8 protein-coding genes and 1 pseudogene are annotated in these 12,140 nt (G+C 74.5%); 4 read left to right on the top strand and 5 right to left on the bottom strand.

The genetic code is table 11. The features are described 5' to 3' along the window. Positions 1–82: 82 nt before the first annotated feature. The 4 genes and pseudogenes from AXW62_RS34640 to AXW62_RS46830 form a co-directional block, all read right to left on the bottom strand. Complete coding sequence (locus tag AXW62_RS34640; RefSeq protein WP_030823664.1) at positions 83–391, bottom strand: hypothetical protein; 309 nt, start codon at positions 389–391, stop codon at positions 83–85. Between the two features lie 272 nt (positions 392–663). Beyond that, a pseudogene (locus tag AXW62_RS34645) lies at positions 664–1,215 on the bottom strand (glycoside hydrolase family 25 protein); the annotation flags it as partial. A 332-nt stretch (positions 1,216–1,547) separates the two neighbouring features. Further along, positions 1,548–2,390 (bottom strand): YhjD/YihY/BrkB family envelope integrity protein, encoded by an 843-nt coding sequence (locus tag AXW62_RS34650; RefSeq protein ID WP_060947936.1) that lies wholly within the window; start codon positions 2,388–2,390, stop codon positions 1,548–1,550. A gap of 18 nt (positions 2,391–2,408) precedes the next feature. Beyond that, complete coding sequence (locus tag AXW62_RS46830) at positions 2,409–3,974, bottom strand: hypothetical protein (RefSeq protein WP_214516887.1); 1,566 nt, start codon at positions 3,972–3,974, stop codon at positions 2,409–2,411. Positions 3,975–4,072: 98 nt separating this feature from the next. On the opposite strand from AXW62_RS46830, the gene AXW62_RS43500 reads away from it, so the two are divergent. Both AXW62_RS43500 and AXW62_RS34660 read left to right on the top strand, forming a co-directional pair. Further along, positions 4,073–4,411: a hypothetical protein gene (locus AXW62_RS43500; protein WP_159061025.1), complete on the top strand. Its 339-nt coding sequence runs from the start codon at positions 4,073–4,075 to the stop codon at positions 4,409–4,411. A gap of 103 nt (positions 4,412–4,514) precedes the next feature. Then, positions 4,515–5,843, top strand: coding sequence for a diacylglycerol/lipid kinase family protein (locus AXW62_RS34660; protein WP_060947937.1), 1,329 nt, complete (start codon positions 4,515–4,517; stop codon positions 5,841–5,843). Between the two features lie 49 nt (positions 5,844–5,892). Here the strand turns inward: AXW62_RS34660 and AXW62_RS34665 are convergent, their stop codons facing one another. After that, positions 5,893–8,082, bottom strand: a complete 2,190-nt coding sequence (locus AXW62_RS34665; RefSeq protein WP_079115934.1) for an alpha-L-rhamnosidase C-terminal domain-containing protein — start codon at positions 8,080–8,082, stop codon at positions 5,893–5,895. 57 nt (positions 8,083–8,139) lie between these two features. On the opposite strand from AXW62_RS34665, the gene AXW62_RS34670 reads away from it, so the two are divergent. Together AXW62_RS34670 and AXW62_RS34675 are read left to right on the top strand one after the other, a co-directional pair. Next, entirely contained in the window at positions 8,140–9,057 is a 918-nt protein-coding gene (locus AXW62_RS34670) for a TetR/AcrR family transcriptional regulator (protein ID WP_060947939.1), read from the top strand. A gap of 788 nt (positions 9,058–9,845) precedes the next feature. After that, positions 9,846–11,942, top strand: coding sequence for a hypothetical protein (locus tag AXW62_RS34675; protein WP_060947940.1), 2,097 nt, complete (start codon positions 9,846–9,848; stop codon positions 11,940–11,942). Positions 11,943–12,140: the final 198 nt, after the last annotated feature.

Below are 12,140 nucleotides of genomic sequence, written 5' to 3' on the forward strand. Positions count from 1 at the left end.
GGCCGGAACGTCTCGGCCGGCCGGAACGTCTCGGCCGGCCGCAACGTCCGAACGGGCCGTACGGCGGCGCGGCCGGCGCGCGTCAGCGCCAGCCGCGCCGCTGCGCGCTCGCCCGCCGTCTGCGGTCGTTGCACAGCAGGCAGCGGCCGTAGCCGGGCGGCAGCGGGTCCTCCGGATCCCCGTAGAGCGGATCGACGGCTCCGCGCGGATGCTGGGCGCAGCCCGTGGCACCGTGCTCGGCGGTCAGCGACCCCGCCGCGGCGAGGGCCCGGCGCAGGGCGTCGGTGAGCAGCTCGGTCTCCGGCCCGGAGGGTGCGGCATCCAGTGAGAAGGCGATGTCCGACGCGGTGGTGAGCGCGCTGCGGAGTTCGCGCAGGTCTGCGTAACTCATACCGGGCAGCGTAGGCGCACCCACTGACAACGCCCCGGGCGGCCGGGGCGCGCCCGGTGACGACACCTGGAACGGCCGGGGCGCACCCGGCGAGGACGCCCCAAAGCGGCCGGTCAGTCCGCGCTCTGCCGCGCTTCCTCAGCACCTTCGGCCCGGACGTCCGCCGCGTCTGCCGCGTCCACCGCATCCGTCGCGTTCCCCGCGTCCCCCGCGTTCCCCGTGCCCCCCGCGTCCGCCGGGTCCTCCGAGCCCTCGGCGGTGAGCGCTGCCCGGCTGGGGTCGGCCCATGCCTGCAGGGCGGCCTTGCTGGAGAAGTTCGCCACGTCCTTGTCCACTGGCCGGTCGGTGTACTGGTGGATCCGCCATTTCGCCTTGATGCGCGGCTTGCCCGCCGTCACGTAGTCCGCTATCCACAGGCCGTCCCCGGCGTAGGACGTGGTGTCGTGGTTGAGCCAGAAATTCCGGTTGCAGTAGAGCATCACACGGTGCGTGGGCCGCAGCTTCTTGACCTCGCGGATGAACCGGTCCTTCTCGGCATTGCTGGCGCGGGTGCCGGAGCCGGTGGTCTCCCAGTCCACGGCGAGCAGATCGTGCTTCTGGGAAGCGCACTTCTCGACGAAGTAGCGCGCCTGCGCCGAGATGTTGCCCGGCCACAGGAAGTGGTAGAACCCGACGACACACCCCGCCTTGCGGGCCCGCGACGCTTGCGACGTCTGCTTCGGGTTGATGTACGACCGTCCTTCGGTGGCCTTGATGAAGACGAAGGCCAGCCCGTCCGTGTCGAAGCTGGACTGGTGCGAACTCACGTCGATGCCGTGCAGCATGGTGCCTACCTCGGGTCAAGAACGGGTGAATACACGGGTGTTATTCCCCCTCTCGTACCGAGGACCCTACTGGGCGGCGAGCGGCCTCCGCAGGCGTTCGGCCGCACGCGAAGCGCGGCGGATCCGGCTACGGAGAGAAGCGGACCGGGGACGGAGAGAAACGAGTCGAGGGCGAAGAGAAGCGGACCGGGGACGGTGAGAAAAGAGCCGAGGGCGAAGAGAAGCGGACCCGAGGGTTTGGCCATCCCCCGGGCCCTGTGATGCCGCCCAACTGCGCACGCCCACCCGGAGGGGAACGGGTCAGTCTGATGTCGTCGTGTTCTTCCGTTGAACTACCGGGGTTCCGGCTTCCGGCCTCGCAGCGGGCGGGTCGTCCGCGCGTACCAGGCCGACGAGGCCACCGCCGGCCCGGCCGCGAGACCGGCCACGGCCACCAGGAAGACCACGATGAGCCAGGTCAGCAGCGTGAAGACGGGACCGAGCGGGCCGAAGTCGGCGAGGCTGCGGGCCATGGCCACGGGCATGAGCAGCCGGGAGAGATAACCGAGCAGAACGGTTCCGGTGCCGGCGAACACGGCGCCCGGCAGCAGATGCTCCCAGCTCACGCGGCGGCTCAGCAGCAGATGCTGGGTCCACCACCACAGCAGGACGGCCGACAGCAGCGACAGCACCAGCCCGGAGATGACGCCCGTGCCGAACCCCCTGCGCAGCGGAGCCTGGACGAGGAGCACCGCGAGCCAGACGAGCAGCCACAGCAGCCAGCGCCACGCCGCCACCCGCACCGCCGCCCTGGGCAGCCCCCAGCACCGTTCGCAGACCGCCTGGAGCGCCCTGCTGAACGCCGTCGCGGACACCAGGGTGACCAGCAGTCCGACGGCCCCCGAGGGGCTCTTGGCCGCTCCCTGACCGGTGAACGTGCGACGCACCTCGTTGAGGACGTCACCGCGCACGCCCACCACCGAGCGCAGCGAGTCAGCCAGGAGGTTTTGCAGCGTATCGGGGACGAAGGCCGCCACGGCCATCAGCAGGGGCAGGGCGGTGAGGAACGCCTGGGCCGCCAGCCGGGTGGCGGCTTCCAGCACGTTCACCGTCGCCAGCCGTTCCAGGAACCGGGCGGCCGGGCCGTGGCCGACCGCGGTACCGACGCGCTGCCACAGTCCTCGTGGCGCCCTCATGGCACACCGCCCCGGCCGTCAGGGAAACCTCTGACGGCCGCGTGCGGTGGCGCCGGACCCGGGGCCGGCGGACCGGGGGTCGCCGGAGCCGGGGCCGCCGGAGCCGCCGGACCCGATCGCGCCGGTCGGGCCGGTCGGGCCGGGGGCGTCGGGGACGTCGGCGGGTCCTTCAGGACCAGTGGGGCCAGTGGGGCCGGTGGGCCCGGTCGGGCGGGTCGGGCCAGTGGGGCCGGTGGGCCCGGTCGGGCGGGATGGGCCGGAGGTGCTGACGGGGCCGGCGGGGCCGGTCGGGCCGGACGCGCCGGCGAGGATGCCGAGCAGCGCCAGGGCTCCCACGACGATGCCGAGGACGAGCCCGACGGACGCCGGGGTGGGGTGGTTCCACAGCAGCAGGGCCAGCGCGCCGCCGGTGATCACGACGCCGGTGGTCCAGGCCCGGTGGGCGTCCAGCCAGCGTCCGAAGCCCCCGGTGCGGGCTCCGACGCGGGCCAGACCCCGGCCGATGGCGCCGGTGCCGCGCGCCGAGGCCGAGCGGACGGCACGGGCCCCGCGCCCGGGGCCGTACAGATAGGCGGTGAGCGCGGTGACGATCGCGATGACGAGAAGCGTGCGGGTGCTTTCGCGCAGGAAGCGTACGAGCGTGTCGAAGATGAAGGCCGCCGGGGCCCGGGGCAGGGTCGCGGGCGGGACGGAGTCCAGGTAGACGCCGCGCACCACGGCCAGGCCGACCAGCAGCACGGCCATCATCACCGCCGTGCCGATCCCGATGGCCAACAGCGTGATCCGGTGCGCGGGGGAGGTCCATACGGCGAGCGCGGCGAGCACGATCGTCACGGCGGGCAGCCAGGTGCCGAGGACGTTGAGCAGACGCATCGCGCCCTGTGCCTGGTCGAGCTTGTCCGTCCGCAGCAGCGTGAACTGCCGGTCGATGTGGGGGATCTTGGCGGCCTTCTCGTAGCCCGCCTGGACGAGGCGGTGTTTGACGTTGTCGATGAGGGTGCCGAGGTCCAGGACGACGGCGTTCCCGCGGGCCTGGACCGCGCTGCTGCCCTCCCCGGTGAGGACCTTGACGACGGCGGCGTGGGCACGGCGGTTGGCCGCGTCCCAGACCAGCGGGAACTGCTCGCTGGCGATCACCTTGTGGATCACGTGGTGCACGGCGTTGGTGAGGGCGCTCTCCAACGGCCCGCCGAGCATCCGGGTGCCGTTGACGACGGCGGACGGGGCTCCGGCCTTGTCCAGGTTCTTGGCGAGCTGTGCGGCGATGGCGGGCACGTCGACCTGGTCGACCACGCGTGTGGTGAGCCGGTTGGTGACGGCTGACTGGACGGACGGGTTCCTGGCGATCGGGGCGACGGTCTGGACGTACCGCTGAGGGTCGACGACCTCTTCGTGCAGCCAGGTGGCGACGACGGCGAGCGGGGAGAGCAGGACCGCCAGGACGAGCAGCACACACGCGCCCGCGTGGCGGAGCCGCCGGTGGCGCACGGCCGCCGCCCCGCGCAGCCACTCGTACTCCCGTCGTTCGCTCCCGCTCAGCGGGGGCGGCTCGGCGGGGCCCGGGGCGTCGGCGGACGGATCCATGGGTCCTCCCTCGCGCGGGACGGAGGGATGCGCCATCGGACGGGTGCCACTTCTGCCACTGGTGCCACTGGAGAGTGGCGGTGCCGCGGCGCCGATCGGTGCTGATCACGTCGGCGCTCGGCGGGCGGCGCATCTCCTCGATCCGCGGTCCGAGGTTCTGGAAACGCGGCGGCGGGCCGTTTCGATTCGCGCCGGAAGCCGGAAGCCGGAAGCCGGAAGCCGGAAGCCGGAAGCCGGAAGCCGGAAGCCGGAAGCCGGAAGCCGGAAGCCGGAAGCCGACGTGGCGGCATGGCGGCGCGATGACGCGGCGGCACGGTGACGCACGCGAATGGCGCGGTGACGCGATGACGCACGCGATGCGCTGGTTGACGCATGCGATGACGCGGCGGCGCGATAACGCACGCGATGACCCGGCGACGCACCCGGTGACGCGGTGACGAGCCCGGCGCGTGCGGGGTACCCGCATGCCCGTGGGGGGTCCCCTCTGTTCCCCTTGTTCCCCTTTCCGGCGCCTCACGCAGCCTGACCCCGGGAGGTCCCATGACGTCGTCGGCGGCTCCCTGGACGGCACGCCTGGCCTTCGTCGCGGGTGCCGCGGCGGTGGTGGTCCTGCTCCTGTTCGCCGGGGTGCGGAGCGTGGTGCTGGTCGCGGTGGGGGTGGCCGGGACGGCGGTCGCGCTGGCGGGTGTGTGGTGGGCGCTCGCCCGCAGGGGGCCGGCCAGGGTGCTGGCCGCCGTGCTGGCGGTGGTGGCACCGGCCGCCGTCCTGGTCCTGTACGCGCTGGCCGGGCTCTTGTGGGTGGTGCTGGTCTCCCTCGCGCTCTGGGCGCTGGCGGTCGCCTCGGGGCGGTTGGCGCTGGCGGAGGAGGCCGGGCCGCGGCGCCCGGGGGAACGCCGGGTCGCACCGCCGGAACGGCCGTTTCTGATCATGAATCCGCGTTCGGGCGGCGGGAAGGTCGGCCGATGCGGTCTGCCGGAGAAGGCGGCGGCACTGGGCGCGCGGGTGGCCGTCCTGGATCCGGACCACCCCGCCGACGTGGCCGGGCTCGCGCGCCGCGCCGTCGAGGAGGGCGCCGACCTGCTGGGCGTGGCGGGCGGCGACGGTACACAGGCGCTGGTGGCGGGCGTGGCGGCCGAACGCGGCGTTCCCTTCGTGGTGATCCCCGCCGGGACCCGCAACCACTTCGCCCTGGATCTCGGACTGGACCGGGACGACCCGTCGGCCTCCTTGAAGGCGCTCACCGACGGGGTCGAGTTCCGCGTGGACCTGGGCCTGATCGGCGACCGCGTGTTCGTGAACAACGCCTCGTTCGGCGCCTACGCGGCCGTCGTGCAGAGCCCCGCCTACCGCGACGACAAGGTCCGCACCACCCTCGAGCTCCTCCCCGGCCTGCTGACCCACGAGGCGGGGCCGGATCTCGTGGTGCGCGCGGCAGACCTCGTCCTGCACCGGCCCCAGGCCGTCCTGGTGAGCAACAACCCCTACCGCACGGAGGACCCCGCGGGCCTGGGGCGGCGCGAACGGCTGGACTCCGGAGTCCTCGGCGTCCTGAGCGTCACGGTCGACTCGGCGGCACAGGCGGCCGGGCTGCTGCGCGGCCGCAACGCGCCCGGACTGGTCTCCGCGACCGCCGGGGAGGTGTCCATCGACGCGCGGGAGCCGACCGTCCCGGCCGGCGTCGACGGCGAACCCCTCACCCTGCGGACCCCGGTCCACTGCCACATCGCGCCGGGCGCCCTGCGCGTACGGGTCCCGCGACACCGCCCCGGGGTGCCGGCCGGCAGACCGGCCATGGACTGGCGCGGGGTACGGCGACTGGCGAGGCTGACCACGGGCCGTCCGGCGGCGGTGCGCCGCGCATCGCACTGACCGGGTTACGCGGCGAGCGCCCGCCGCGCGCCGTTCCCCCTCGTGGGGACTACCTCGCCCAGGCGAAGGTGGCGGTTCCGCTGATCCCCTCGAAGACGACCGCATCGCCCACCCGGTGGGCGCCGTGGCCCGCGTTCCCCGCCGGGTGGCCATCGCGCCAGGCGATCCGGCCGTTCACGGCGATGGTGCGATCCTGGCCGAGGAGCGGTACGGCGACCCGTCCCGCCGTGCCGTCCGGTGCCCGGACCGTGAGGACGAAGGAGTCGTCCCCGGCCCCGCGCCGCCACCGTGACGACACCGTGCCCGCCGGTACCGGCACATCGCCCTGGGCCCAGGCCAGGTCGACCGGATCGGGTTCCACCGCCCAGGTGCGGTAGCCGTCACCGAGCGGCCGGACGCCGAGCACGGCCATCGACAGCGCGGGCACCGCGGTGCTCCAGGCGTGGGCCATGCCGACGTGCCCGCCCCAGGCCAGCGATGTGCCGGGGCGGGGCACGGCCGGTTCCCCGTCGGCGCCGACCTCCTCCCACGCGGTGCCGGGGCCGTTGCGGATCATGTGCCCCCAGGCGGCGCGGATCACCCGGAGCGCTCCGGCGCCGTCGCCGTAACGGAACCGGCCCAGGCTCTCCTGGGCCATCACATAGGGGGAGACGTACCGCGTCATGTACGGGTTGTCGGCGAGCCGTGTGGTGAGCGTGCCGTACGGGCCGCTGAGCCGGGTGTCCAGGTGCGTGATGGCGCGGCGGGCCCGCGCGGAGTCGAGTACGCCGAAGGCGAGGGCGGCGGCGTTCGCGTCGGCGGTGTGGTCGCGGCGCGGGTCGTCGGTATTGAGCGTCATGGCCCCGGCCGCCGGGTCCCACAACCTGGCCAGGAGCGCCGACCGGACCCGGACCGCCCGGCGCTCGAGCGCCGCCGCGGCCCGGCGGTCGCCCGCCACGGACCGCGTCAGCCGGGCCAGCGAGCGCAGGGCCGCGTAGTACGCGGCGTTGGTGGTGGCGTCGACGCCGGCGGCCCGGTCCGGGGTGTGCCAGTTCTGGGCGGGGAGTCCGTCGTAGTCGGCGGTCCGGAACAGCCCGCCGTCGGCGTGCGAGGCGCGTTCGTCGAAGAACCGCAGGGCGCGGCGCGCGACGGGCAGCAGCGGCCGCACGAAGGCCGAGTCCCCGGTGAAGCGCAGGTAGTCGGCCACGCTGACGACCCACAGGAGGGTGAAGGCGTCGAGCCTCACCTTCGCGGCCTCGCCCGGTGGCTCGAACCCGGCCGGTGACCCGTCCGGCGGGCCGGGGTCGCAGGGGTCGCACGGGACATCGGTCCGGCTGGTCACCGGAAGCGTGCCGTCGGGCAGCTGCTGGCAGGCGAACAGGCTGATGGTGTCGCGCAGCACGCGGCGGTACGCGCCGCCCTGCTGGTACGCGGCCAAGGCCACGAGCTGGACATCGCCGGCGTAGACGGTCCGGTCCCGCTTGGGGCCGTCCATGACGACCCAGGGCCCGGTCCGCCCGGCGCCGGTACGGGGTCCACGGGCCGTTGACATATCCAGGCCGTACGCGCTGGCGTACCAGGCGCGGTTGAGCACCGGATCACTGGAGAGGAAATGCCCGTCGTACGCACCGCGGAAGGTGGTCTTCCGCACCCGTACGAAGTCCAGGACGAGCGAGCCGGGCCCGTCCAGCGTGATCCCCACGTACCGCTGGGAGCCGCGCAGACCGGCGCTGCGCAGCACGGTGGGGGCGCCCGGCGGGGGGAAGACGTCGGCCCGGCCGTCGGGATCGTCATCGGTGCCCAGGGAACGGCCCTGGTGGAAGAAGCCGCCGGGGTCGGGATCGGCGTCCCCGTCCGCCGTGAGGTACCGGCGCGCCTCCGCGTACGACGCTCGGATCGGCGCGCCCGACGCCCGCCGGACCCCCAACTCGACGTACCCACCGGCCAGTACACCGAGGTCGATCACCATGCGTACACCCCGGGGCGCGGTGGCGGTGAGGGTCGCCGCGGGGCCGCCCTCCCGTAACACCCCGTCGGCGCCGGTCACGGTACCGCCGTCGCCCTCGACGGTGACCGACACGGGCCGGACGAACGGGCCGGGGGCGTCCAGCACCTGCTGCCGCCAGGCCGGATCCGGGCCGACCGGTTCCCGGGACAGGGCCACCGCCCGGTCCCGGGAACCGGCGGCGAGCGTTCCGGAGAGGGTGGCGGCGAGGCAGACGAGGACCATGAGCGAACGAGTCGTTCGGTTCGATTTCATTGTTTATGCTGTACGCACACGCTGAGTGACGGTCAATGTCGGGCGGAGTGGGGGCGGATGGAAACCGGCCACGGCGGGAACGGGAGCGCGGTGCGCGGCCTGGAACTGCTCTGGGGGCTGGGCGAGCGCCCGAAGCAGGGCCGTCGTCCCGCCTTCACCCTGGAGCAGATCGTGCGCACCGCCGTCGGGATCGCCGACGCCGAGGGGCTCGCCGCCGTGTCCATGCGCCGGATCGCCGAGCGGCTGGGCTGCACCACGATGTCGCTCTACCGCTATGTGCCCGGCAAGGCGCAACTGCTCGACCTCATGACGGACTGCGTCATGGGCGAGGTCCCCCTGGCCGGTGCCGCGCCCGGCGGCTGGCGGACCGGGCTGGAGCGGTCCGCCCGCGCCGACTGGGCCCTCTACCACCGACACCCCTGGATCCTGCGGCTCCCGGCCGGGCGCCCCGCTCTGGGCCCCAACGGTCTCGCCTGGTACGAATCCGTCTTGCGGGTGCTCACCATGACCGGGCTGCCCCCGGCGGCACTGGTCAACGTCTTCGACCTGGTCGACGCCTATGTCCGCGGCGCGGCCCGCGACTCCCTCGACGCCGCCGCCGTGGAGCGCCACTCCGGCGTCACCGACGAGCAGTGGTGGGCCGCCCGGGCCCACATCTGGGACGCCGTATTCGTCCCAGCCCGCTACCCGGTGGTGGCGAGCCTGCGCGCCGCCGGTGTCCTGGCCCACCCCCGCGACCGCGGTTTCGAGTTCGGCCTCCAGCGCGTGCTGGACAGCGTCGAGGCGTTCGTCCGGAACCAGCCCCACGGGCGTGACGAAACCGTGAAGCGTGACGAAACCCGCTGTGCGCAGTGCGGCGACCCCGTGCCCCGCCCCACCCCCACCGGCCGGCCCCGCGTCTACTGCTCCGGCGCGTGCCGCCAACGCGCCTACCGCGCACGCCGCGCCGCCGGCTCGCCGGGAACGCGTCACTGACCGCGCGGCTTATCGCGTACGTGTCGCCTCTCGCCGACCGCCCCGTACGCCGAACGGCCGTTGGGGCGGGAGACGGCGGGTGTGGCGTCGTGCAGGGCCGCACCGGTTACGTCGTCCTGGGTGCGCCGCCGGGTGCCGGATGGGGTGTGGCGCCGGGTGTCGGATGGTGTGCGGCGCCGGGTGCCGGACGGGGTGTGGCGCCGGGTGCCGGATTCGGTCTGCTGGAAGCCGTGGCACGGTACGGCCGGGTGCGGGACGGGCCATCCCGCATCCGGCCGACAGCTGGGCGCGGGGCGGCCATCCCGGCATCCGGCCGACAGCTGGGCCGTCCCCGACAGCCTCCGCGTCGCGTCCATCCCGGGCCCCGAACAGGCCCCTCTCCGCCTGGTTCCCCACCCCGCAGGGGACGTTGGGAACCAGGCGACCGCGCCCCGGGCGTGGGCACCGGCCGCCCCCTGGCCCACAGCCCACACAGCCCACACAGCCCACACAGCCCACACAGCCCACGCGGCCCTCGCGGCGCTCGGCGGCGCCGCCCTCCTGGCCCGGGCACCGAGCAGGCCGCCACCGGCGTGCCGCTCTGGTATGCACCGCCGTGCCGGACCCCGCGAGCGGGGTGCACCGCTGTCCCCGACCCCGCGAGCGGGGACTGCCGGGAGAGAGGTGCTCACCGGCGTGGCGAAGATCGGGGGTCCGTCGCCGTGGAAAGCGGTCCCGGCCTGATCTGAGCGGGACTTCGGGGATACAGTCCGGCCAAGGACCGAGCCGGGACCAGGGGAGGGGGCTGTGTGTTCGAGATCGTGACGGTGAGCGCGCTCACCGCGTTCCTCACGGCGGTGGGGAACGGCGCCGCCGGAGAGGCCGGCAAGCAGGTGCTCGTGTCGACGGGCGCGCTGGTACGGCGGACCTTGGGGCGGGAGACGCCGCTGCCCGCCACCGCGGAGGGGTGGGAGCTGCTGGCGCGTCAGATGCACGCGCGGCTGAGCGAGGACCCCCGGCGGGCCGACGAGTTCGCCGGCCTGTTACGGAGTCTGCCCCAGGTGGCGCTGCGTCCCGGGCCCGGACTGCCGCCCGCGACGCGCGACTTCACCGACCGGCAAGGCGTGCTGAAGCGGCTCAGGCGGGAGGCGGCCCGTGCCGCCGCGGGGCGGCCACGGGTCGCGTTGCTGTACGGGCCGCCGGGGATCGGCACCAGCGCGGTGGCGCTGCACTGGGGCGCCGGCCAGATCGCCCGGTACCCCGACGGGCAGTTCTACGTCGACGCGCGCACCGCCCCCGGCGAGAACGGGCTCGAACCGGCCGCCGTCCTCCTGCGCCTGCTGCGGCAGATGGGGGTCGAGCCCGACCGCATGCCGCCGACCGAGACGGGGCGTGAGGATCTGTATCGGCGGTTGACGGCGGGCCGCCGGGCGTTGGTGGTGGTCGACCACGCCTCCTCGGCCGCACAGGTCCGCGGTCTGATCCCGGCCACGCCGGAAGTGTTCCTGCTGGTCGTCGCGTCCGGACCGGCCTTCCTCCTGGAGGCGGAGCGCATCGCCGTACCTCCGCTGAAGGACCGGGACGCGGTGCGGATGCTGAGGAAGGTGGCCGGGCCGGAGCCGGTCGCCCGCGCCAAACCGCAGCTGTCGACCCTGCTGAACGGCTGCGCGGGCAACGCGTTCGCTCTGAAGGCCGCGGCGCTGCGGCTGCTGACCGGGGAACCGTCCCTGCCGGACGCGTCATCGAATCCGGTGGGCGGCGTGGTGCGGGACGCCTGTGGCCGGGTCGGGCCCGAGACGGCGCGGCTCTGCCGGCTGACCGCGCTCGGCGGCTGGCCCGCGATCAACGCCCGCCTGGCCGCGGACGCCGCGGACGTCTCCCGGCAAGAGGCCGCGCGGATGCTGGGCGAGGCGGCGGACGTCCAATTGGTGGAGCCCGTGGGGGACGGCCGTTACCGTTTCCGGCCCGAGGTACGCCGTCACCTGGCGGACGACGCGGGTCCGGAGCACGGCATCGCGGAATGTGCCGCGGCGGTGTCCCGAGTGCTCGACGGTCTGCTGAACCGGGCCCTGCACGCCGCGCACGCCGCCCTGCCGCAGAGCTGGCGCACCGAGGCCGCACCGGCGCGGGGAACCCCCTGCGCCGACGAGGCCGAGGGCATGACGGTGCTGCTCGCCGAGGCGGGAAACCTGGTCCGGGCGGTTTCGGTGGCCGAGGAGTACCAGCACATCGACACCACACTGCGACTGGCCCGCGCGCTGTGGCCCCTGCAACTGAAGGCCGGGCACTGGGACGAGACGCTGCCCGCCCTCCGCCTCGCGGCCCGGTGCGCCGACGAGCACCACCCCCGTACCCGCCTGGCGGGCGCGCTGCACTTCCAGCTCGGCCACTGCCTGGGCGAGCTGAGACAGTGGGAGGAGGCCGAAGGCGCGGTGCGCGCCGCCGCCGCGTGCGAGCGCGCGGCGGGACATGTGCGGGGCGAGGCGTCGTCCGTGGAGATGCTGGGCCTGCTGCGCCTGTACCAGTGGCGGTACGAGGACGCGTACGAGCGGTTCGTCGAGGCCGAGGGCATCTACGGGCGGATCGGCCCCGGTCAGGAAGGCGCCGACGACCTGCCGCGCGCCCTCGCGCTGGTCAGGCGTCACCAGGGCCGCGCCCTGCGGGGCATGGGCGATCTCGCGGTGTCCCGTATCCGGCTGGAGACGGCGCGGGAGTTCTTCGCGGACCGGGGAGAGGCGTACAACCAGGCCCGTACCCTCACCGACCTCGCCGAGACGCTGCATGACGCGGGAGAGAACGCCGAGGCGCTGACGAAGATCGCCGAGGCGGAGCGCCTGCTCGCCCCGGAGAAGGCGGCTCCGCACCTGGCGTACCTCGCCCGTCTGCGGGAGCGCTGCGAGGCGTAACGCGCTCCCTGCCCGGCGCCCCGGCCATCGGCGGGCAGAGCGCGGGGTCGCAGGGGCGGGGGTCTGGGCGGTGTCGCATATTCATGGCGCCGGGCGGCCCCAGGGCCCCATCACGCTTCCGGGCCCGGTGTCGTACAGGCGCGGTCCGGGGCCCCGCCCCCACGCTCCTCGCCCCGCAGACCCCGCGCCCCCCAGGCC

Source organism: Streptomyces hygroscopicus subsp. hygroscopicus (genome assembly GCF_001553455.1).
In the GTDB taxonomy this organism is placed as follows: domain Bacteria; phylum Actinomycetota; class Actinomycetes; order Streptomycetales; family Streptomycetaceae; genus Streptomyces; species Streptomyces hygroscopicus.

Coding starts and splice junctions, on each gene's coding strand:
- AXW62_RS34640 (WP_030823664.1), bottom strand. CDS start 391: ATGAGTTACGCAGACCTGCGCGAACTCCGCAGCGCGCTCACCACCGCG.
- AXW62_RS34650 (WP_060947936.1), bottom strand. CDS start 2,390: ATGAGGGCGCCACGAGGACTGTGGCAGCGCGTCGGTACCGCGGTCGGC.
- AXW62_RS46830 (WP_214516887.1), bottom strand. CDS start 3,974: ATGGATCCGTCCGCCGACGCCCCGGGCCCCGCCGAGCCGCCCCCGCTG.
- AXW62_RS34660 (WP_060947937.1), top strand. CDS start 4,515: ATGACGTCGTCGGCGGCTCCCTGGACGGCACGCCTGGCCTTCGTCGCG.
- AXW62_RS34665 (WP_079115934.1), bottom strand. CDS start 8,082: ATGAAATCGAACCGAACGACTCGTTCGCTCATGGTCCTCGTCTGCCTC.
- AXW62_RS34670 (WP_060947939.1), top strand. CDS start 8,140: ATGGAAACCGGCCACGGCGGGAACGGGAGCGCGGTGCGCGGCCTGGAA.